This window comes from Polycyclovorans algicola TG408, assembly GCF_000711245.1.
In the GTDB taxonomy this organism is placed as follows: Bacteria; Pseudomonadota; Gammaproteobacteria; order Nevskiales; family Nevskiaceae; genus Polycyclovorans; species Polycyclovorans algicola.
In genome coordinates this window covers 813,952-835,888 of sequence record NZ_JOMH01000001.1, presented here as the reverse complement: position 1 = coordinate 835,888, position 21,937 = coordinate 813,952, and the positions used below count along the sequence as shown (strand labels likewise).

23 protein-coding genes and 2 pseudogenes are annotated in these 21,937 nt (G+C 60.2%); 15 read left to right on the top strand and 10 right to left on the bottom strand.

What is annotated here, in order from left to right:
* Positions 1–6 precede the first annotated feature (6 nt).
* The 10 genes from dmpE to U741_RS0103960 are packed head-to-tail and all read left to right on the top strand — an operon-like array spanning position 7 to position 7,663.
* Positions 7–801, top strand: coding sequence for a 2-oxopent-4-enoate hydratase (dmpE, locus tag U741_RS0104005; RefSeq protein ID WP_029889206.1), 795 nt, complete (start codon positions 7–9; stop codon positions 799–801).
* Complete coding sequence (gene dmpH, locus U741_RS0104000; protein ID WP_029889205.1) at positions 801–1,586, top strand: 2-oxo-3-hexenedioate decarboxylase; 786 nt, start codon at positions 801–803, stop codon at positions 1,584–1,586. The genes dmpE and dmpH overlap by 1 nt, the downstream gene beginning before the upstream one ends.
* A 16-nt stretch (positions 1,587–1,602) precedes the next feature.
* Positions 1,603–1,806 (top strand): 2-hydroxymuconate tautomerase, encoded by a 204-nt coding sequence (thmT, locus tag U741_RS0103995; protein ID WP_029889204.1) that lies wholly within the window; start codon positions 1,603–1,605, stop codon positions 1,804–1,806.
* Positions 1,807–1,851: 45 nt separating this feature from the next.
* Entirely contained in the window at positions 1,852–2,700 is an 849-nt protein-coding gene (locus U741_RS0103990; RefSeq protein WP_029889203.1) for an alpha/beta fold hydrolase, read from the top strand.
* Between the two features lie 10 nt (positions 2,701–2,710).
* Entirely contained in the window at positions 2,711–3,514 is an 804-nt protein-coding gene (gene hpaH, locus U741_RS0103985) for a 2-oxo-hept-4-ene-1,7-dioate hydratase (protein ID WP_029889202.1), read from the top strand.
* 7 nt (positions 3,515–3,521) lie between these two features.
* Entirely contained in the window at positions 3,522–4,292 is a 771-nt protein-coding gene (locus U741_RS0103980) for an aldolase/citrate lyase family protein (RefSeq protein ID WP_029889201.1), read from the top strand.
* A gap of 52 nt (positions 4,293–4,344) precedes the next feature.
* The gene (locus U741_RS0103975) at positions 4,345–5,718 is read left to right on the top strand and encodes an aromatic ring-hydroxylating dioxygenase subunit alpha (protein ID WP_029889200.1); all 1,374 of its coding nucleotides are present in this window, start codon (positions 4,345–4,347) and stop codon (positions 5,716–5,718) included.
* A gap of 28 nt (positions 5,719–5,746) precedes the next feature.
* Positions 5,747–6,292 (top strand): 3-phenylpropionate/cinnamic acid dioxygenase subunit beta, encoded by a 546-nt coding sequence (locus tag U741_RS0103970; RefSeq protein WP_029889199.1) that lies wholly within the window; start codon positions 5,747–5,749, stop codon positions 6,290–6,292.
* A 13-nt stretch (positions 6,293–6,305) separates the two neighbouring features.
* The gene (locus U741_RS0103965; protein WP_052378469.1) at positions 6,306–6,707 is read left to right on the top strand and encodes a limonene-1,2-epoxide hydrolase family protein; all 402 of its coding nucleotides are present in this window, start codon (positions 6,306–6,308) and stop codon (positions 6,705–6,707) included.
* 35 nt (positions 6,708–6,742) lie between these two features.
* Entirely contained in the window at positions 6,743–7,663 is a 921-nt protein-coding gene (locus U741_RS0103960; protein ID WP_029889197.1) for an AEC family transporter, read from the top strand.
* Here U741_RS0103960 and U741_RS0103955 read toward each other — a convergent pair.
* Positions 7,618–8,571 (bottom strand): DMT family transporter, encoded by a 954-nt coding sequence (locus tag U741_RS0103955; protein ID WP_029889196.1) that lies wholly within the window; start codon positions 8,569–8,571, stop codon positions 7,618–7,620. The two genes, U741_RS0103960 and U741_RS0103955, sit on opposite strands and share 46 nt — an antisense overlap.
* Before the next feature lie 44 nt (positions 8,572–8,615).
* On the opposite strand from U741_RS0103955, the gene U741_RS0103950 reads away from it, so the two are divergent.
* A complete protein-coding gene (locus tag U741_RS0103950) occupies positions 8,616–9,575 on the top strand; it encodes an AEC family transporter (RefSeq protein ID WP_029889195.1) in 960 nt (319 codons plus the stop codon).
* A gap of 121 nt (positions 9,576–9,696) precedes the next feature.
* Here U741_RS0103950 and U741_RS0103940 read toward each other — a convergent pair whose 3' ends face one another.
* The 7 genes from U741_RS0103940 to U741_RS0103910 all read right to left on the bottom strand — a co-directional run bounded on the left by U741_RS0103940 (position 9,697) and on the right by U741_RS0103910 (position 17,480).
* Positions 9,697–9,987, bottom strand: a complete 291-nt coding sequence (locus U741_RS0103940) for a DUF1330 domain-containing protein (RefSeq protein WP_029889194.1) — start codon at positions 9,985–9,987, stop codon at positions 9,697–9,699.
* Positions 9,984–10,307: a DUF4936 family protein gene (locus U741_RS0103935; protein WP_029889193.1), complete on the bottom strand. Its 324-nt coding sequence runs from the start codon at positions 10,305–10,307 to the stop codon at positions 9,984–9,986. The genes U741_RS0103940 and U741_RS0103935 overlap by 4 nt, the downstream gene beginning before the upstream one ends.
* Positions 10,304–11,737, bottom strand: a complete 1,434-nt coding sequence (locus tag U741_RS0103930; protein ID WP_084154641.1) for an MFS transporter — start codon at positions 11,735–11,737, stop codon at positions 10,304–10,306. Before U741_RS0103930 ends, U741_RS0103935 begins: the two co-directional genes overlap by 4 nt.
* Positions 11,738–12,450: 713 nt before the next feature.
* A complete protein-coding gene (locus U741_RS0103925; protein ID WP_152551483.1) occupies positions 12,451–14,604 on the bottom strand; it encodes a DUF1302 family protein in 2,154 nt (717 codons plus the stop codon).
* A gap of 24 nt (positions 14,605–14,628) precedes the next feature.
* Positions 14,629–16,032: a DUF1329 domain-containing protein gene (locus U741_RS0103920; protein ID WP_029889190.1), complete on the bottom strand. Its 1,404-nt coding sequence runs from the start codon at positions 16,030–16,032 to the stop codon at positions 14,629–14,631.
* Positions 16,033–16,137: 105 nt separating this feature from the next.
* Positions 16,138–17,157 (bottom strand): FAD-binding oxidoreductase, encoded by a 1,020-nt coding sequence (locus tag U741_RS0103915; protein WP_029889189.1) that lies wholly within the window; start codon positions 17,155–17,157, stop codon positions 16,138–16,140.
* An 11-nt stretch (positions 17,158–17,168) separates the two neighbouring features.
* On the bottom strand, positions 17,169–17,480 hold the full coding sequence (locus U741_RS0103910; protein WP_029889188.1) for a non-heme iron oxygenase ferredoxin subunit: 312 nt from the start codon (positions 17,478–17,480) through the stop codon (positions 17,169–17,171).
* A gap of 130 nt (positions 17,481–17,610) precedes the next feature.
* On the opposite strand from U741_RS0103910, the gene U741_RS0103905 reads away from it, so the two are divergent.
* The 4 genes and pseudogenes from U741_RS0103905 to U741_RS0103900 all read left to right on the top strand — a co-directional run.
* Positions 17,611–18,516: a LysR family transcriptional regulator gene (locus tag U741_RS0103905; RefSeq protein ID WP_029889187.1), complete on the top strand. Its 906-nt coding sequence runs from the start codon at positions 17,611–17,613 to the stop codon at positions 18,514–18,516.
* 11 nt (positions 18,517–18,527) lie between these two features.
* Positions 18,528–19,082 (top strand): annotated as a pseudogene (locus tag U741_RS19935) (2Fe-2S iron-sulfur cluster-binding protein); the annotation flags it as partial.
* A 75-nt stretch (positions 19,083–19,157) separates the two neighbouring features.
* Entirely contained in the window at positions 19,158–19,514 is a 357-nt protein-coding gene (locus U741_RS19625) for a ferredoxin reductase domain-containing protein (RefSeq protein WP_235200043.1), read from the top strand.
* Between the two features lie 72 nt (positions 19,515–19,586).
* A pseudogene (locus tag U741_RS0103900) lies at positions 19,587–19,850 on the top strand (transposase); the annotation flags it as partial.
* Positions 19,851–20,052: 202 nt separating this feature from the next.
* Here the strand turns inward: U741_RS0103900 and U741_RS0103895 are convergent.
* Complete coding sequence (locus U741_RS0103895) at positions 20,053–20,637, bottom strand: 3-phenylpropionate/cinnamic acid dioxygenase subunit beta (protein ID WP_200872667.1); 585 nt, start codon at positions 20,635–20,637, stop codon at positions 20,053–20,055.
* Positions 20,586–21,923 (bottom strand): aromatic ring-hydroxylating oxygenase subunit alpha, encoded by a 1,338-nt coding sequence (locus U741_RS0103890; RefSeq protein ID WP_029889184.1) that lies wholly within the window; start codon positions 21,921–21,923, stop codon positions 20,586–20,588. Before U741_RS0103890 ends, U741_RS0103895 begins: the two co-directional genes overlap by 52 nt.
* Positions 21,924–21,937 lie beyond the last annotated feature (14 nt).

The window sequence follows — 21,937 nt, the reverse complement described above, 5'->3', positions numbered from 1 at the left end:
CCCACCATGAAAACAGAAGACATCCAGAAATACGGTGATGAGCTGTACAACGCGCTCATCACGCGCACCCCGGTGCCGCCGCTGCTCGGCCGCGCTTCAGGCATTACCATCGAGGACGCCTACCGCATCCAGCAGGTGATGGTGAATCAACGGCTCAAGGCGGGCGAGAAGATCGTCGGCAAGAAGATCGGCGCGACCAGCAAGCCAGTGCAGGACATGCTGGGTGTCTACCAGCCCGACTTCGGACAGCTCACCTCCGGCATGGTCTACGAGGAGGGCGCGGACCTGCCGCTAGGCGGGCTGATCCAGCCCAAGGCCGAGGCCGAGGTCGCGTTCGTATTGAAGCGCGACCTGAAAGGACCGGGCATCACGGCAACCGACGTGATCCGCGCGACCGACTACGTCGTGCCCTGTTTCGAGATCGTCGATTCCCGCATCACCGACTGGAAGATCAAGATCCAGGACACGGTGGCGGACAACGCGTCCTGCGGCGTGTACATGCTCGGCAAGGACCGGAAGAAACTCACCGATCTCGATCTGACACTCGCCGGCATGGTGCTTGAGATCAACGGCGAGCTGTTCAGCACCGCGGCCGGAGCAGCAGTACAGGGCGGGCCGGTGAACTCGGTGGTGTGGCTGGCCAACACGCTCGGCGCGCTCGGCATTCCTTTCCTCGCCGGCGAGACCATTCTCTCCGGTTCGCAGTCGATGCTGATTCCGGTGAAGCCGGGAGACCGGTTCAAATGCACGGTCGGTGGCCTCGGCTCCTGCGAAGTCCGTTTCAGTGGGGAGATGAAGTGATGCTAGACGTCAGGACCATCGCTGCGATCACGGATCGCATCCAGCACGCGCAGGACCATGTCCACACCCTCACCAAGGTCACCGACGAACATCCTTCGATGTCCATCGAGGACGCTTACGCCGTGCAGGACGAGCTGCGCCGTCGCTGGATCGCGCGCGGCGATCGCGTCACCGGGCTCAAGGCGGGCCTGACCTCCAAGGCCAAGATGATCCAGATGGGCGTGAACGTGCCCAGCTTCGGCATCCAGATGGCCTCGATGTCGCGGCCGGAGAACAGCGCCATCGAGATGGACGGACTGATCCATCCGCGCGTGGAGGCCGAGATTGCCTTCGTGCTCAAGGACGAGTTGCAGGGCAAGGGCTTGAGTATCGAGCAGGTGATGGCCGCGACGGACTATGTCGTCCCTGCAGTGGAAGTCATCGATTCGCGCTACGAGAAGTTCAAGTTCGATCTGGTCAGCGTGATTGCCGACAACAGCAGCAGCGCACGCTACGTCACCGGCGGTCGTCCGCGCGATCCGCGCGAACTGGATCTGCGCACGATCGGTGTCGTGATCGAGAAGAACGGCGAAATCCAGGCGCTCGGCGCCAGCGCGGCAGTCCTCAACCACCCGGCCAACGCCATCATCATGCTGGTCGAGCATCTGGCCGCGCGCGGCGAATCGCTGCCTGCCGGCAGCTTCGTGATGACCGGCGGGATTACGGAAGCCATCCCGGTCGCGCGCGGCGACAACATCACGGCGCGCTTCCAGGACATGGGCAGCGTGTCCTTCCGCTTCGCCTGATCTGAGGATTGCAAACATGCCCGTGATCCAGGTGAACCTCATGCAGGGCCGCACCAACGAGCAGAAGAAGTTGCTCGCCCAGCGCATTACCCAAAGCGTCGTCGAGGTGCTCGGCGCGAAGCCCGAATCCGTTCGCGTGCTGATACACGAGATGGGGCCTTACGACTTTGCGGTCGGGGGCGTGCCAATGGCGGAACGCAAGCCCGCGCCCACAGCCTGATTCCATCACCCATACAAAAGCTTTTATCCCAAGAGGAGTATCCACATGAGCTTCAAGATCATCGAAGACCGCTTTCCTTCCGGCCGCCTCGCCAGCCACGCCATGGTGGCGGGTGACCCGAAGAATCCTGCCCTTATCCTGCTGCACGGTGCCGGCCCCGGCGCGCATGCCGCGTCCAACTGGCGGCACTGTTTCGCGGATCTTGCAGAACATTTCTATGTCGTGGCGCCCGACATGATTGGCTTCGGCAAGAGCGAAATACCCGACCCGCTGCCGCCGCACAGCATGACCTGGATGGGCATGCGCGTGGAGCAGACGCTGGGCCTGATGGATCACCTCGGCATCGAGAAGGCGAACATCGTCGGCAACTCGATGGGCGGTGCGGTAACCCTTCACTTGCTGATCGAAGCTCCGGAGCGGTTCGACAAGGTGATGACGATGGGTCCGGCCGGTGCTCCGATGACGAAAACGCCGGAGCTGGCGCGACTCATGTCGTTCTATGCTGATCCGCGCCTGGGCCGCTACCGCGAGCTGATCCAGAGCTTCGTCTACGACCCGGCGGTGGTACCCAACCTCGAGCAGATCATCGAGGAGCGCTTCCGCGTGGCCACCGATCCGGAAGTACGGCGCGTGCAGGAAGTGATGTTCGAGTCCATGAAGGTCGGGATGGACGCCCTCATCGTGCCGCCGTCCGCTCTGGCTCGCATGCCGCACGAAGTGGCGCTGGTGCACGGTCGTCAGGACCGCGTGGTGCCCCTGGAAACCAGCCTGTACCTCTTGCAGCATCTCAAGCGCGCCGAGCTGTTCGTGCTCGACCGTTGCGGCCACTGGGCTCAGTTGCAGCGCTGGGACGCGATGCTGCCGCTGATCCGCAAGCACTTCGGCGTGAGCTGAGGCATCGACCGTGCTCGACGAAGCGACTATCCGCCAGCTCGCTGCCGAATTGCACCAGGCGGAACGCACGCGCGTGCAGGTGCGACAGTTCTCGCAGCGATTTCCCGACATCGAGTTCCAGGACAGCTACCGCATCCAGCGCGAGTGGATGCGGCTCAAGCTGGCGGAAGGACGCCGGGCGGTCGGCCGCAAGATCGGTCTGACCTCGCGCGCGATGCAGCAGGTCGCGAACATGACCGAGCCGGACTACGGGGTGCTGTTCGACGACATGGTGATCGCCGACGGCAGCACCATCGCGCCCGGCCGCTACATACAGCCTTGGGTGGAGGTCGAGCTGGCCTTCATCCTCAAGCGCGAGCTGCGCGGGCCGGATCTGACGATCTTCCAGGTGCTGGAAGCGACGGACTGGGTGGTGCCGGCACTGGAGATCATCGATGCGCGCATCCAGCGTATCGATCCGGACACCAAGGCGCAGCGCCGCATCGTCGACACGATTGCCGACAATGCGGCCAACGCCGGCATCGTCATGGGTGCACGGCCGATGAGGCCCGAATCCCTCGACCTGCGCTGGATCGGTGCGCTGCTGTACAAGAACGGCCAGATTGAGGAAACCGGGCTGGCGGCGGGTGTGCTGAATCACCCGGCCAACGGTATCGTCTGGCTGGCGCGCAAGCTCAGCGCCTGGGATGAGCATCTGGCGGCCGGCGATATCGTGCTCGCCGGTTCGTTCACGCGCATCGTAACGGCCAGCAGCGGCGATCAGTTCTGCGCCGACTATGGTCCGCTGGGCTCGCTCAATGTCCGCTTCGGTTGATCGATCAATGCGCACACCTGTCAATCAATTGAAGAAGGCCTTGTGCGAGAAGCGGAAGCAGATCGGGCTGTGGCTCTCGCTCGGCGACCCCACCAGCGCCGAGATCTGCGCCGGCGCGGGTTTCGACTGGCTGCTGATCGACGGCGAGCACGTCCCGCACGATGCGCACAGCGTGCTTGCGCAACTGCGCGCCATCGCCGCGTATCCGCAGACGCAGGCAGTGGCTCGCGTGCCCTCGTCGGATCCCTTGCTGATCAAGCAATACCTGGATCTGGGCGTGCAGACCCTGCTGGTGCCGATGGTCGAGAGTGCCGCGCAAGCCGCCAGTGTGGTGCGCGCCTGCCGCTATCCGCCGTCGGGCACACGCGGAGTCGGCGGTGCGCGCGCGGCGCGCTGGGGACGCTTCCCAAACTACCTGCATGAGGCCAACGAACAGATCGCCGTCATCGTGCAGGTGGAGAACAGCGAGGGACTGGCCGAGCTCGATGCAATTGCCGGCACCGAAGGTGTTGACGGGGTGTTCATCGGGCCCGCAGACCTCGCAGCATCGCTCGGGCATCTGGGACAGCCGGGGCACGCGGAGGTCCAAGCCAAAACCCTGGACGCATTCGACCGCATCCGCGCCGCCGGCAAGGCACCGGGAATTCTCAGCCGCGATGAAAACCTCATCCGGCAGTATCTGAAGCGCGGTGCGTTGCTGGTCGCCGTCGGTCTCGATGCCCACCTGCTCGCTGCACACACACACGCACTCGCAAAAACTTTTGTTGCCGACCCGTGAGTGTCGGGTCATTCCACCCAAAACCGGACGTGAACCGGAGGAGATAGAAAGCATGAAACTGGAACAGCTCAACCCGCGGCGCGATTACAGCGGCTTCATGGACCTCGATGAAGGCTGGGTGTCGAGACGCATCTTCCATGACCAAGACATCTATGAGGCCGAGATGCGCAACATCTTCGCGCGCTGCTGGGTGTTCGTCGCGCACGAAAGCCAACTGCCCAACCCAGGTGATTTTCAGACGACGTATATCGGCGAGGACCCCGTCATCGTCTGCCGTCAGAAGGACCAGTCCATCAAGGTCTTCATCAACTCCTGCCCGCACCGCGGCAACAAAGTCTGCTACGCCGACGCCGGAAACGCGCGTCGCTTCGTCTGCAACTACCACGGCTGGGGCTTCGACACGGCCGGCAAGCTCCAGGGCATGCACGAGGAGTATTGCTACGACCCCGGCGACATCGACAAGAGCAAGTGGGGCCTCAAGCAAGTCGCCAAGGTCGGTAGTTACAAGGGTCTGGTGTTTGCCACCTTCGACCGCAATGCACCCAGTCTCGAGGACTATCTCGGCGACTATCGCTGGTACCTCGACTGCATCCTCGACAACGACGAGGGCGGCACCGAGCTGATCGGCGGCTGCATCAAGTCCATCATCCCGGCCAACTGGAAATTCGGCGTCGAGAATTTCGTTGGCGATGCTTATCACGCTGGCTGGACGCACGATTCCGGTACGCGTGCAATGAACGACGGCAACGCCTTTCCGCCGATCGACATGATGAATTCCTTCCATGCAAGCGCGAACGGCCATGGGCACGAATTTGGTATGGAAGGGGTCGGCGACATCTTTCTGCTGGGCCGGCCCAAGGTGATGGACTACTACTGCTCGGTGCTGCGCCCGCGCATGGCCAAGCGCCTCGGCGAAAAGCGCTCGATGATCTTCGGCTCGGTGGCCTCGGCCTCGATCTTCCCCAACGTGTCCTACCTGCCAGGTATTTCCACGTTCCGGACCTGGCTGCCCAAGGGGCCGATGCAACTCGAACCGCGCACCTGGGTGATTGTCAATCGCAACATGCCCGACGAGATCAAGGAGGAGATCACCACCGGCGTGATGCAGACCTTCGGCCCGGGCGGCGCCTTCGAGATGGACGATGGCGAAAACTGGGAGAACTGCACCACCACCAACCGCGGCGTGGTCACCCGCGAGGAGAAGCTGCACTATCGCTGCGGCATCGGGCGCAAGCTCGATCATCCGGAGTTCCCTGGCATCATCTACCGAGGCCAGTACAACGACGCGAATCAGCGCCATTTCTACCGCCGCTGGCTGGACCTGATGAACACCAACGGCAGCTGGCCGGAGGTTCCGGATCGCAACGGCAACCGCCTCAGAGGCCGCGACACGCGCGATCTTCATCTGGGCCTGCAAAGCCTCTGATGCGCGCCAACTCCGGAGGAACCGAAAGATGAATGCTGTTACGCAAGAATCTATGAGCCGCGCCGTGCCCTCGCCCGAATTGATGTGCGAGATCCAGCAGGTGCTGTACCGGGAAGCCCGCCTGCTCGACGCCGAGCGCTACGACGAATGGGTGACGATGCTGACCGAGGACCTGCACTACCACATGCCGGGTATCGAGACGCGCTACCGGCGCGACAAGACCGACCAGGTGGGCGATCTCAAGCGCATGGCCTACTACAACGACAGCCTGGAGGATTTGAACAGGCGCCTGCGCCGGCTCAAGACCGGCACCGCCTGGTCGGAAGATCCCGCGACCCGCTATGTCCACCTGATCGGCAACATCGAGGTGGAATACACCACCAATCCGCAGGAATACAAGGTGTACTCCACTTTTCTGGCCTACCGCTGCCGCAACGAGCGCGACCAGGACACGCTGTATGGCAACCGCGAAGACATCTGGCGGCGCACGTCGCAAGGCCTGCAACTCGCGCGCCGCCTGATCGTGCTCAAGCAGAACGTGCTGCTGAGCAAGAACCTCAACATCTATCTGTGAAAGGAGAAGACCGGTGACCGATACCGACATCGAGCAACGCAACGCCAGAACCACGCGCGAGTTCCTCGCCGCCTGGAGCAAGCTGTCCACGGCAGCCTTGCTGCCCTACTTCACGCCGGGTGCGGTCTACCAGAACATGCCCTGGCCGGCGCTGGAGGGCACGGCCGCGATAGGTGGTTTCTTGAACGCCTTCTTCCCGATCACCGACAAGGCCCAGTTTGACACGAGCCTTCTGACGACCAAGGGAAGCCTGGTCTACACCGAACGCGTCGACCAGTTCTGGCTCAAAAGCGGGCCGCACATCAGCCTCGCAATTCTCGGCGTGTTCGAGTTCGACAGCGCCGGAAAGATCAAGGCCTGGCGCGACTACTTCGACCTGAAATCCTGGCTGGATCAGGGCGGCCCCGCGCTCTAGTTCATCGCCGACGCCGATCACGCAAGCCAGCACGGATGGGAGAACTGGTCCCGCTGCTGGCAGTGATCGGCGCCGGTGTCGCCTGGCAGAAGTTGTCGCCCGGTGGCGTGGATGCGGCGAGCCTGCGGCGCCACCTCAACGTCTTGATGGTGTACCTGTTGGTGCCGGCGCTGGTGTTCCGCGTCATGGTGCGGGCACCGCTAGACCATCATCTGCTGTCGGTGGTGATCGGCGGATGGATCACGATCGCCTTCAGTGGGCTACTGGCCTGGGGCCTGCACGTCCTACTGGCGCGTTACTCGAATCTGTCGCGCGCCACGCGCGGCGCCCTCGTGCTAGCTGCGATTTTCGGCAACGGGCTGGGTGCCGCTCTGCCCCTGCTGCATCGACTCTATGGCGGCCGGCAGGACGACGTCGCACTCGGCTTCGATCTGCTGGCGACAATCCCGGTGTCGTGGACGCTCGGGGTCTATGTCGCGCTGCGCTTCGGTAGCGGCGGCGCTTCGATAAACCCCGCTCGCCAGATCCTGAGCCTGCCGCCGGTCTGGGCCGTGGCCTTCGCGCTGATGCTCAACGCGCTGCACCTGCCGCCCCCGCCGCTGGCGTTGGAAGCCATCGATGCACTCGCGCAGGCCGCGCTCGCGCTGATGCTGTTCTCGCTCGGCCTCGCGCTCGACTTCCGGCCTCATCCCGGCTGGCGCTGGATCGCGCTGCCGATCGCCATACGACTCGGCGGCGGGCTGCTGGTGGGTCTGCTGTTCGGCGTAATCGCCGGCCTGCCGGCCGAAGACCATCGCGCGTTGATCTGGGTGTGCGCTGCACCGCCCTTCATGATGGGCGTGCTGTTCTGCGACCGCTTCGGGCTAGACACTGCGGCTTTTGCGCTCACGATGAGCGTAGGCGTGATCGTCTACCTGGTCGTGCTGCCATCTTTGATCGCGACGCTCTCGCTTTGATCCGCTGCTCCACGGGTGGGCGCGAGCGTCGCCCACAGGCAACCGGCGATGACCATCATGCCGCCGATACCCTGATAAAGGTGAAAGGGCTCGTGCAGCAGGAACACCGACGAGGCGAGCGCGTACAGCGGCATCATGTTCATTGCCGCCGCCGCGTGCGCCGGACCGGCGAGATTCACCGCACGGTTCCAGGCCAGCATCGCCACGACCGAGGCGAATACCGCGACGTAGATCAGTCCACCCCACAAGCCCGCGGTCCACTCAACGCTCGCCCAGGAATGTTCGATCAGCGCCCAGGGCAGCGACAGCGGCAGGGCGAGGCCGGTGGCGAGCGCGGTCGTGCCGATCACCGAGCGCTGCTGCATCACCCTGCGACCCGCGAGCGAGTAGACCGCCCACAGCAGCACGGCGATGAGAATCAGCAGATCGCCCCTGCCGAAACGCAGCTCGAGCAGGCGCTCGCGATCGCCGCCCGAGAGAATCACCACCACGCCGATGATCGACAGCAGGATGCCGGCATAGGCCGCAGCCGACAGGCGCGTACCGTGAACGGCCCAGGCGAGCAGCGCGGTCACCAGCGGAGCGAGCGCGTTGATCAGCGCCGCGTTGAATGCGCCGGTGGTGTGCAGCGCCTGGTACAGCAGTCCCTGATACCCAATGATGCCGGTCGCCGCCATGAGCAGCAACAGACCCCAGGGTCGCGGCGAGACAGGAGTCGCGACTTCAGCCTTGCGCATGAAGATGCGCGCGATGGCTCCGAGCAGAATCACCGCGAGCAAGGTGCGCAGGCAGACCAGCAGGCCAGGACCGATGACATCGCGCAGAAGACGACCGGCCGCGAGGTTGCCTGCCCAGCACAGGCAGGACAGATTCACCCACAGAAACGCACGCAACTGTGGCGCGTGCATCAGCTCCGAACTCCTGTCACGTTTCCGATTCCCATCATCCTCAAATGTCCGAACACCTGTTGCTGACCCTGGGCGAAGGCCTTGCGCCTGTCGCCCTCCTGATCGCGCTGGGTTACGTCTGGCGGCTCACCGCGCCCGGTGGCCTCGATGCGCTCAGCGCGCGCCGCGCGATCAACATGCTCGTGATGTATGCGTTCTATCCGGGCCTCGCCTATCACGTGGTCAGTCATGCCCGCTTCGGTGCGGATTTCTGGTGGGTACCGCTGTACACCTGGATCGGCCTGCTCATGGCAGCGGGTATCGCGTGGCTGGTATTCGCACGCAGCGGGCTGTTTCCGGGTCTGGGACGGCGACAACTCGGCGCGCTGATCCTGGCCTGTTCTTTCGGCAACATCCTCTCCATCGGCCTGTCGGTGCTCCAGCCGCTGTACGGTAGCGGTGCGGCGCGCTTCGCGATCTATGCCGACATCCTCGGCATTGGGATCCTGTTCTGGAGCCTGGGTGCGGGGCTCGCAAGCGCCTGGGGCTGCAACGGCGATGGAACATTCCGACTGTCGCTTTTTGTTCGCACATTCGTGCGCCTGCCACCGGTCTGGGCTTTCGCGGCCGGCTTCACCGTGAACCTCCTCGGACTGCCCAACCCGGCCCCCATAGCCCGCACCGCCGAGTTGCTCGGACAAGCGGTTGTTCCCGCGATGCTGCTGACCATCGGCATGTCGCTGTCTCCCGCCGCGCTGCGCCAGCGTCCCGGCCTGCTCGCGATGGCCGGCCTGCTCAAACTGGTGGTGATGCCGGCAATCGTTGCTGCGCTGTGTCTGCCTTTTCTCGGTCGCAACGAGATGACGGTGTCCATCGTGCTGCTCGCCGGCATGCCGACGATGATGGCGACCATCATGCTGTCCGAGCGCTTCGGGCTCGACACCGAACTGCTCGCCTCGGTGATGGTGGCCACCACCCTGCTCTACTTCATAGTGCTGCCGCTGTGGCTGTGGGTGCTGCTGTAAGGATCTCCGCACCTTCAGAACGCCGGCACGCCGATTAAGCGCTCGTGAAGTTCCAGAAGCAGCGCGATGGCGGCGATCAGCGAACTCATCTCCGGCCTACCGAACCCGCAGCGGGTGTCCATCAGAGGCCTTCGATGAAGACGAAATTGGTGCGCGATACCGCCTGACGCTGCACAATCAAGGGGCGGTACTCGGGCGAGCCGTACCAGGCATGCGCTCGCTCCAGGCTCGGGAACTCGATGATCACCAGGGGCGCCGGCCGCCAGTCGCCCTCCATCACCTCCATCTTTCCACGCAGCGTCCGATAACGTCCGCCGTACTGCTCGATGGTCGGGCGTGCCGCCTCCGCATACTGCTTCATGCCGGCGGGATCGCTCACTTCCAGAATCTCTGCCATCACGAATGCACTCATGTCGCGTCTCCTTGTTCAGATGACGGTAGATCAAGGAACAATTCAAGGTGCCGCGACCCCTCGATCAGCGCGCCCAGACCGGAGTCGGTGACGGCGCGGTCCAGTGTCGTCAGCCAGCTGGGGTCCCAGCGCTCGTAGACCTCCATCCAGGTTTGCTGCCCTTGGGCATTGGCCTCCGGGCGACGCATCAGTCGCGGCCGCTCGATGCGCTGTGCGGCGAGGAGATCCGCCAGGCGTGCCGCAGCCCCGCGCGCCGTTTCGGCCTTGGCCTCGGAAATCCGGTAATAGACGTACAGGCTCGGACTGGCAATGACCTTCATGGAGGGTGCCTGCCGCCGGAGGTGTGAACTGGATGGTCTGGGCAGGGGGAATCCGCGCCTCCTGCGGCGGGCGTCGCGATCTTGGGCTCGCGACGCATGCACAGGACGGCGACAGCGCCCAGCAACAGCAGGGCGCCGAAGAAACCGAAGTAGACCGGAATGCCCAGCCCGATCAGGATCAGCGCTCCGCCCACGAGCGGGCCCAGCACCGAGCCGATGCGTCCGATGCCCACCGCCCAACCCAGGCCCGTGGTGCGCACTTCGGTGGGGTAAAGGCTGCTGCCCAGGTTAAATAACTGGCCCTGGGTTCCCATGACGAAGGCACCAGCCACGAACACGGCCGACAACATCAGCGTCAGGTTTGTGGCGAGCACACCCACCAGGGTGACATGAACGGAGCCGATTAGCAGTGCGGCTGCGATCACGTATCGAACCGGGACACCGAAGCGGTTGACGATCCAGCCCAGTCCCACCAGGCCGAACACGCCACCGAAATTCAAGGCAACAGAAGCGCTGGTCGCCTTTGCGATGGAGTAGCCGGCGTCAACCAGCAAAGTGGGAATCCACGATATCAGGAAATAGATGCCCATGAGATTGGTGAAGAACGCCGCCCACAACAGCACCGTGTCACGCGCCATGCCGTCGCTAAAAAGTTTCCTGATCGGTACGCCCCGGGGTACGTCTTCTGCAGGCGCTTGCGCCTCGGCAAACACCGCACTGGCTCCGTAATCGCCTTGAGGATCGATTCGGCGCATGACCTCGCGTACCCGCGCCGAGCCGGATGCCCCGCGACTGACCATGAATCGAATCGACTCCGGCAACTTCAGCCACAGCAGGGGCAGCATTAGCACCGGCAGGCCCCCTCCGATCAGAAAAATCGACGGCCAACCGAAACGTGGGATGGCCCAGGTAGCGAGCAGGCCACCCAGCAGTCCACCGACCGGCACTCCCGCCAGCACCACCCCGGCACAGATCGCGCGGATGCGCTTTGGCGAGTATTCGCCAACGAGCACCACCAGGCTGGGCAGCGCACCGCCCAGACCGAGACCGGTCAGGAAGCGAAACACCAGCAGTTCAGTGGAGCTGCTGGCAAAGGCCGTGAGGAAGGTAAAGCTGCCGAACAGCGCCACGCTCAAGAGCACGCTGAACCGGCGGCCGTAGCGATCTGCCACCGGCCCCATGAGCATCGAGCCCAGGGCCATGCCGAGCAGACCTGCCGAAAATATCGGCCCCAGGCTGGCCCTTTCAAGGCCTAGGTCAGCCGCGATAGCAGGGGCCGCGAAAGCGACGGCCTGGATGTCCAGCCCATCGAGCACAATGGTCAGGCCAGCCAGGAACAGTACTAGGATCTGCAAGGAACTCAGCGGACGCTGATCAATGACCTGGGCGACATCGATCGTGGCCATGTCTTGACTGGGTTTCATCGTCATGGCAGGTATCTCAGCGGGACTCTGCGTCGCGCACGGACAATTTTAATTTACGAAGCGACCATCCGAAACTCAATACTCTTCACTCACACGGATCACTTTAGTTCTTTGAAGCATCTTCGGACCGCCACTGACCAATGTACGCACCGTTCAATTCTCCACCGCTCTCCACAACGAGCAGTGCGGTGTTAATGACAACTGCGAAACAGTGAGTTGAGTAACGGGTGTCGTACCATTCCAACGGCTCTCAGCTTCCACTTCCGTAATATCTGTATGGGTGGGCGCTCCCTCCGTTCCGGTGCCGCCAGTTCTGCAAAGCAACTCAGAAGTTCACAACATCAAAACCCCTGTCGGCCCTGTCCGCGCATAAGCATCCAGCACTGAACAATAAAATTCGCCTAAGGAGCCTCTGCAAAACTACTGCGCTCGTCATTTCGCATTCCGGCTGCGCTCGAAATACTCATGTACTTCAGTACATTCCGTTTACTGCCCTCAGGCGGAACGCGAACTGAATTTCGCTCGCTACGTTTTTCAGAGGCTCCCTAAAGCTGAATTCCTGCCTACGTTGACATGTCTGAATAAAAGAATAACCTTACGAAAAACCACACTATGGGCCCGAAGGCTGCCTGCTGTAACTTTTAAGCCCCGCGGCAGAAAGGGCTCAGTCTTCTTAGACATGTTCAATAAGTTTCCCCTACGCAAACCCGTCTCAACGCTCAGAACTGATAACCGAAACGCACGGTAACTTCGTTAGCTTGATCGAACAAACTCAAGGTGTTGCGATTGGCGTTGTTGCCCCAGGCCGTGTCGTTAACGTAGTTGTAGAACAGATTCACGGTGATGTTGCCCTTGGGTTTCCATTGCACGCCAGGTTGAATCAAAATGCCACCTTGTAGATCAATTAACATTGCACCGCTATATTCCCAGATGTAGGCGTCCAGTGGCTGCAGGAACGCAAATACCATGTAGTTTGCGTTATTCACGCCACCACCGCCATTACGGAACGAGCGTGGGTTGTCACTCAGTGGCACATCCCTGTCCAGTTGGATGCCTTGGTTCTGCGTGCTGAACTGCTCGCCGCCATAACCGTCTACCCTCAAGCCGGCAAGGTCAGTCTCCTTGGACCACAAATATTGAAATACAAGGTAGGTCGCAGGAAAACTTGTAGAAAATCTTTGATATTTTTCCACAACCACTCCAACCTGCAGGTCGTCGACTTCCGGGGGATCGATGCGCACATCAGGCGACGTCAATAATCGGCCCGGCGTGTACGCTGCCTCCACATTAATTATCATCTGATCAAAAATGGAACCTGGTTCTGCATCCATGACATAACCTGCGCCCAGGCCAAATACGTGTTGACGGAAATATTCCCGCTCGATGTGCCCTCGCAGACCGTCGCTGGCCATGAACAGCAAATTAAGCTGGTTGGCAATCTGGTTCACATCTCCGTCTCGGGTCAAAAGCAGAGACGTAGTCAATGGCGCGAAGTCGTCGACGATTCCGTTAAATATACCAACGGCATCAAGCTTTTGGTTATTGGCGCCCCAGAACCATTCTTCGGCACTGCTAAGACCAACAGGCGTCACCTCAAAAGGCAATTGAGCCAATTGCGGTCCGCAGCCCTGACCAAGTGAAGAACCCAGAGCCGCTTCACAGTAACGGTTTAACACCAATCCCAGTGCGTTGTTTTCGGGCAGCTTTTTGTTCACGTTTGAAGGCGTGAAGCGGATGCGACCGAGCTGGTCCCGTTTGTTGGTGTACATCGCCTGCCAGTTCCAATGGCCGTATTCACCTCTGAAACGCACACCGAAGTTGACGGTTTCGTCGAATCCTCCTTCGGTATAACGATCATGCAACGTGAAATTGCTGTCAATCACGCTGTAAGGCGTGTTGGCGTTGGGGACAATGGTTGGGATGAATTGTTGAGCGAAAAAATCAGCTGTTATTTCGTTCGTTGCCTGTACGGTCACACGCAGACCTGGGGCAGCCATTCGTTCGTCTGCGTATTCTTCAAGTACGCGATCCAAAAACAAATGCCGCCGTAGGTCCAAGCCGTTAGCTTGATCCATGATGCGAAAAAACAGCAACTGGCCCCACGCGATACTTTGATTGCCTACACGAGTTGTAACAGTACCGTTGGTCCATTGCAGAAAGAAGCTCGGCAGATCAATCATGTAATTTTTGCCGGAACGCTCGAATAACAGCGGATTTCGCTTGTCATCGGTTTGATAACCCAAGAAGCTGGGGCTCCCGCGGGTAATGTTTCGCGTACCGCCTTCTATTCCGCCAAAATCATTGAACGAAAACTCGTCAAACCCCAAGCCTGATTGGTAGACCGCGCGGAGTCGTGCCCGGAACGACCATCCATTACCCCAGTCGAGAGTTGGGCTCAGTTCAATCCGCGCTTCGTGGTGATTGATGTCAGGCACCTTGTCCTGAACGGGTTTGGTGAATGTATCCGCAACGATTGACGAGTTGCTCACCCCAGGGGCGGGCTCACCCGTTACGATGGGCGTGAAGTTTCCCAGCAGATCGGTCAGAGGGTTCAACCCCGTTGGCACTAGGGTCGTCTGGTAGTTCGTTAACGGATTGCCGGCGGCTCGCCGTATCGCAACGCCGTTGGCCGGATTTCCAAATTGATTGAATCGATTCGCCTGGTTTGAAGTGTTGACGGAGAGATCCATCCTGAACAAACCATTGTAAGACAGGTTTCCACCAAGAAAACTGAAATTACCCGCACTCTGTGCAAATGCGCTTGAACTCAAGATGCATCCGATCAGTCCCACAGCACAAATCTTGTTTATGTATTTCATTACCGATTCTCCCTGCAGCATGGCCGTCACATGGGTGCGGCGGCCATGCAGCATTTTTTAGTTTTCGATAAGACGGCTTCAGGCTGTACCAAGACGGGCAAGCGCGTTCTGGGTCAGGAACTTGTTATAAACCTCAACCTCTTCGGCCTCGTCTTTGACCTCATAGCGCGACTGGTAACCGCCCCTCACTTCCTTGGCGAACTGAAGCATGCTCATTCGCCCAGATTGAATGTCGCCGATATGCACCTGTGCCACAGACCAGTGGGGGTATCCGAACTTGTCCTTGTTGACGACGTCCCCCTGAATCTGCTGGCCAAACGCCGCGTCAACCTGCTTCCATACCTCACCGCGCCGATCATAGGTGACGTACCCGGCCAACATGCCGTTGCGGGCATCAATCCACATTCTTTTCTTGCCGACGGGCGCGCGCGGGTACCCTGTCGGGCTGGAGTCGACCACGAGAACTTCGGGAACCAGCTCCATCACGGTATCCATGAAGCTAAGGCCTTTTGGGCCTCCGTGGAAATGTGTGTTTTCCCAGTTAGGGTGTTCCCCTCCCCGCCAATTGCCCTTGACGGACGCCAAATGTGGCTTGCGTTCCACTAGCGTGGTATCCCCCCAGGTGAGCATCGGGTCGCCGGCACCCCAAGCATCTGAGAGGAACAAGGTGATACCCGGCACCAGTGGCTCAAACCGCTGGTTAGCAGGAAACTGCCTGACACGACGGAACTGTGGCAGATAACCATAGAGTTCCGGCAGCCTGCGCTGATCATAGTGCCAAGGGCTGAGAAATGAAGCGCCGGCTTGCTCCTGGGGAGCCGTGAAAAACACCGACTGATAACGAAGCATATCCTTCTTGTCTTGGAAGTATCTCGATCCTTCGGTGCGAGCCGTAGTATTGAGTTCAGTCCAGACTAAATCATACTGATAGGCGCGACTTCCATCGGGGTTGATGTCGAAATCGCGAATGGCGTATTGAGACAAATCATGTCGCCCCCAACTCAGCGTAATATTGGCGACCGCTTCCATTGCGTTCTTCATGTCTGGAAACGGGGTGCCCCCAATCCAAGGCTCACCGGTTGCCGCTTCAACCACGTTTCCAGTGTCGTCCCACCCAGCCTTCCCTGCGTTTTTTAATGTCGCCTGGAAAAAAGTGTAGGGATACATCGTGGACACGTCTGTTGTGGGTGCCGCGATGGTGATTTTGCGGCCATGCTGGGCGATCTGGGTGAACGTGATCTCATCCAGCAAATGCTTGACGTGTTCGACATTCTTGGAGTCGACGGTGTCTCCAACCTTGATCTTGCCCTTGGTGTTGGCCTCTATGCTAATCGCCTCATCGGGATAAGCCTTTGAGATGTCTTCGGCCGAGCTGACGATAGTCGGCCACAGAGGTGCCAGAACGCCGCCTCCCACGCCCTTGGCGACCTTCTCCAAGAACACACGACGGGTGTAGTCGTAATCGTATTTGCGAATTCTCATGTAATCCTCCTTGTGCACTACTTAAACCTTAGCTCGACTCATGCCGCAATCGGCAAGAGCCGTCTTAGGCCGGGTTGATCCGTCGTTCTATATTAAACGATCTCGTCATAAAAACCTGTCGAAATGCAACTGTGTCGCTGGCACTCGTCGTTCCAGCATCAGCAGCCTTTGCACCGCGTCCGTCATGGGCGGTGGACCGCAGAAGTAATACTCATATTCTCGCGCATCACGGGCCGCGCCCAGCCAACGCTGCAGCACTTCGTGGATGAACCCCCGCTCGCCGGCCCAAGGCGCGTTGCTGGGGAGACCGTCGGAAATGGCTGGCACCACCTCGACCCGCTCGCGCAGAGCTACGTCTTCATCCAGGATTTGGTCGGTGCAAATATCTGCTGGCGTGCGCCCCCCGTAGAACAAATGGATTCGCCGAGTGGCGAGCGCTGGGTGACGCACGGCAGCGGTGATAATTGACTTCAAAGGCGACAGCCCGGACCCGCCCCCGATGCAGATAAGATCGCGCGGCGCCTCAGGCCGCAGATATGCCAGCCCGTAAGGGCCATCCAACCCGACTTGATCGCCTTCTCGCAACCCTTCGGCCAGCACGGCCGAGCCGTGGCCGTTGGGCGTGCGCTTGACGATGAAGCTCCAACGCCCTTCAGGGTTTGGAAGATTGGACATCGAATAGGCGCGATCACCGGTCACGCCGGGCAGGCGCAGCATCGCGTACTGACCCGGCAGAAAATCTGCTGCGCCTTCTCGCATGAAGCTGTACTCGGCCATGTCATGCGTGAGCGCCTTGCGCTCAATCAGACGTGCGGTCCGCAATGCTGCTGCCTTTACCGCAACGAACTCGGGCTTGAGACGCACCCTGATACGGCAGTCACCAACCACCTGAGTTTGGCACCCAAGGCGCCGCCCCGCGGCTCGCGCACGGGGGGGCAAGCCGGGCGCAGCCTCCCACAGGTCCGTCATTTCACCTTCGAGTAATTCGAACTGGCAATTGCCGCAACCACCCGAATTGCATTCATAGGGAAAGCCCAGACCCTCGCACAACGCAGCTCGCAACAAGTTACTGCCCGACTCGCAGCGTAACGTTGGCCCGCCCTCGATATGGATCTGTGCAATCATCGAGCCTTCCATCAAACTTCCGCGTACAGCTCGTCGCCTTCGACGACGACCGGGTAAGTCTGCAGTGGCTTCTCGCAGGGAAATGCGGTGGCTTCACCGGACTTGACATTGAAACAACCACCGTGTAATGGACACTCCACGATGTCCCCCTCGAAGTAACCATCAGTCAACATCGCAATGTTGTGCGTGCACACATTGCTGGTCACGAAGAATGCGCCAGCCACATTAAAAACAGCCAAGGGCGGCGCTCCGGGAGCGTCCACCCGTAGCATCTGCCCCGGCGCGACGTCCGCTTCGTTACACAGCTTTACCTTAGTGACCATCAACAATCCTCATCTTGCCTTCAACCTTGTTTGGTGCCTATAGATCTAGACTCTGGATGGTCACGCCCCATAGTTCAAACATAGACAATAATTGTTACTATCACTGAGGGAAATATTACGAGTAGATACGTTGGACGTCTCAAAATTTGATCTCAATCTGTTGCGCATCTTTCATCGCATGATGATGGATCGGAAGGTGTCGGCCGCTGCAGAGGCGCTAGGTGTGACGCAGCCTGCGGTGAGCAATGCACTTAAACGCATGCGGGACCTCACCGGCGACGAGCTCTTCTCCCGTTCCTCGCAAGGGATGCAACCCACCTTTTTTGCCAACCAGATCGCAGAGCCGATCGGCTACGCTCTGTCGACGATCGAAGGTGCTCTAAATCGACCGTCCTACTTTGATCCAGCGACTGCCCAGCACACGTTTCACCTCGGCCTAACCGACCTTGGGGAAGTGTATTTGTTACCCCGGATCCTGGCAGAGACCGCCAAGTCAGCTCCTCTGCTGCGCTTCACCACCGTCCGTGGCACCGCAGACAGCCTGCGCGAAGAGATGGAAAACGGGTGTGTCGACCTTGCGGTGGGCCTGCTTCCACAGCTTCAAGGCAACTTCTTCCATCGTCGATTGTTGAAACAAAACTACGTGCTTTGCCTAAGAAAAGGACACCCGCTTGCCCACAAGGCGCGATGGACGCTCAAGGACTATGTGGCGCAGGAGCACGTTGTAGTGGTCTCGAGTGGTACCGGTCACGGAAATATCGACATCGTGATGGCGCGCAAAGGCATCGTGCGCAATGTGCGACTTATCGTGCCGCACTTCATGGCCGTCGGCCACGTGCTGCAGGCCACTGACATGGTAGCCACAGTGCCCGAAGGGTTTTCGCGCCTGATCGAGCAGCCCTTCGACCTGCTGAGCCTGACACATCCCGCCGGGCTTCCGACGGTGAATATTGATGCGTACTGGCACAGACGTCAGCACCGAGATCCTGCCAACATGTGGCTACGCAACCTCTTGGTCGAACTGTTCGGCGTCTGAGGATAAGCCCGATGCGAATGACCCTAGTACCAGACAGTCGCGTGCTGGACCTCGAACCTGGGGAGACCCTGCTCCTAGCACTGCTCCGTCAAGACGTGCCCATTTCTTACAGTTGTCAGGATGGCCGCTGTGGACTGTGCCGATGTCGGCTAACGTTTGCAGATCGGATTTCGTCAGAGAACTCTTTGTGCTACGAGTCGGCGGAACAATCTGACGTTCTCGCTTGCCAGACCGTGCCGAGCTCCGATTGCCTGGTCGAACTCCCAAACCGCAGCGAAGTCTTGGTAGTGCCTTCTCAAGTTACAGGCGCCCGAGTCATCGGCATCGAGGGGCTAGCCGACCACGTGCAGCGGCTTCGGCTTCGCCCCTTTAAACCGCTTCACTTCGTGCCTGGGCAACACTTCGAGGTGCGATTTTCATCGCACCTATCACGCATGTATTCTGCTGCGACTTTTCCTACAGATCCGGAGCTGGTGTTCCACATTCAGACCCACCATGGGGGCCGCGCCTCAAAGCATCTCATTAACGTCCTGAAGACAGGCGATACAGTTCACCTCCGAGGTCCATACGGCAATGCTTATCTCCGGCAAGATCATTCTGCACCTACGTTGTTTGTCTCCAGCGGTACAGGCCTAGGTGCAATGTCAGCGCAACTGCGCTCGCTCGCCAGCTCAGGAGCCCCCCATTCAGTGCATGTCTATGCTGGCTTCACCTTGGCAGAAGATGCTTATGGCGAGGAGGAGCTAAAACGGGCAACAGGGAAAATCAAGACACTGCGGCGATGCGAGCGCCTCATCTGTAGCGGAGCCCTACAGCGTGGGCACCGGCGTGGCCTACTGACCGACGCAATCGCCACCGATCTGAACGACCTGCAAAGCTGGCGGGCCTACGTGTTCGGATCGCCGCACGCAGTCAACGCAACGACCCGCCTCCTAAAACATAAGGGCATTATGCCAAACAGGATTCACGCGGAGCCTTTTCATTATTCTTTGATCTAAGGTACCTCCACGAAACCCCGCCCCATGGGATAACTCACGTCTCGCCGATGACCTGTTGAGAGCCTGAACCTGATGCAGCAGATGAGCCTTGCGTCTGGGTTTGAAGTGTCCTCCAGGCGCACGCGCAAGCGGGTGTTTCTGGAGGAGATGGATCGGGTGGTGCCCTGGCAAGAGCTGGTGGCGCTGATCGAGATCGAACCGCGCTACTGGGGCAAGGCGTCTACGGGCCGTCCGCCGTTTGCCTGCGAGCTGATGCTGCGAATTCACTTTCTTCAGCAGTGGTTCGGCCACTCAGATCCGGCGATGGAAGGGTCCCTGCACGATGTGACCCTGTATGGGGGTAGAACCCGGCTTGTGCATCGACATCGCTCATGCGGCATGCGCCCCCCCTTGAAGGACTCAATCACGCCGCGCATCACATCCCTGGCTCGGAATAATGCCCAGCTTCGACGGGAGATATGATCGCACGAGACCTCATACTTAGATGCCGCATCAGTAAGTGATTTGAAGGCAGCTCGAGAGAGAACTTTCAGGTGGGTCAGAAAAATACGTTCAGATTGGTGTCCGGCACCGTGTTGTGATCAAGCCTGATCTCGCGCTTGGCCAGGAACCACTGGCCCTCGCCTTTTCTCCAACAATCTTCGCGGCCGGCAACCAGGAGCCGGGTCTGGCTGTCGATGCGGTTGCGATGAATCATGATCACCGAGTGCACGGTCATCTCCGCAGGCACCGACGTCGGCGAGATTTCGACGTTGCTCACTACGCGACGCACGAAATTCGGCGGATCCTCGGCCCAAACATACCCGGATTGCAGGCGCTTGATGCGCAATGCCAGCCGATCACGGGTGTCGTTGAAGGAATAACCGCTGCCGAGGGTCAGCGGCGCGGCGCGGTCCTTGCGGAATCGGCGGCTCGTCAGCGCCATGCGATAGACGACGTCCTCGGTGGTCTGTTCGAGCCAGTCCGTAAATCGTTCCTCGTCGAGTAGCCGGGCTTCGCGGTACAGAGCGTCTTCGAGCGCCCGCACATCGAGCAGCCGTTGCAGTTCGTGGTTTTCTTGCATGCCCATGTTCAGCCCTCCGATGCCAGACGATTGAGGTTGTAGCTGGGCACGTCCTTCCAAGACGCGGCACCGGTAAGCTCCTGCCAGCGACGATAGAAGTAGCGCTGATTGTGCTCACTGACCAAGCCGGTGGCAATGTCGCCCGGGAAACCTTCGCGCCGCGCCGAGTGACCCACGGCCATGTGGGTGTACAGATCCATCTGCGCCGTGCGCCAGCCACGCGATTGCTCTGTGCAGGCTGCGAGATTGTCGCCATCATCATTGTCGAACAAGCCGGCGGGGCCGAAGGTCAGGCACTGGTTGTCCAGGATCATGCTCTTAATGTCATCGGGCATGTCGTTTTCAATCATCGCCCAGGTCCATTGCTCGACCTTGCCGGGGCCCTTGGGATGATAGACCCGAAACCAGTTCAAACCCGGCAGCAATTGCAGGTTGGGAAAGATTGTGATGTTGAGCTGAGAGCCCCAGAGCTTCTGCGCGCGAACGGCGCCCAACCGTTCCACCACCTTCGCGCGGTTCGCTTCGAGGTACTTGGTCAAGGGCTTCGGGTTCGGATAGAACGCATAACCCGACTGCCCGTCGAGCGCGGCCAGCACCATGTGTCCGTTGAGACCGGCGACCGACATGCCCATATCCAGCCCGCTGGCCTCCGAGTTTCCCGCGCGCAGGCCCGCCAGATCCATTGTCTGCACGGCCTGCATCGCCGCGTGGTGCGCCCAGCCAAGGTGATAGCCGTCACCACAGACATTCTCCACCGGAAATTTCCAGTTGGTGGGGAAGTCAATCTTCTGCGTCTCGCCGACCAGCGAGGTGCCTCCAGGCATGGCATCCAGCCAGACGTCCAGGTACCACTTCACATCACCCAAGTAGTCGTCGAGGGACGGCGCGCCGGGGTCGAAATTGCCGAAGATCAGGCCCTTGTAACTCTGCACCTGTGCTATCGGCACCAGGCCGTGCTTCGAGCGGTCAATCTCGCCCAGGTACGCCTCTTTTTCCAGCGGGACCGCCGCGAGCGCGCCGTCAGCGGTGAACGACCAGCCATGATAGTTGCAGGTAAACGCGCGCGCGTTGCCGCGATCCGCTCGGCAAAGCCGATTGCCACGGTGCGTGCAGGTGTTGAGAAACGCGCGCACCGACCGGTCCTTCTGCCGCACCACCAGCACCTCGTCCTCGCCCATGAAGGTGCGAACGTAGTCACCCGGATTGGCGATCTGCGAATCGTGGGCGAGAAACAGCCAGCAACGACCGAAGACGCGCTCCAGTTCGAGCTGATAGATCTGCTCTGCGGAATAGATGCGGCGGCTCTGACGGCCGGTTCTGAAATCGAACAGTGTTGTGGTTTCCATTCTGTAGCTCCTTT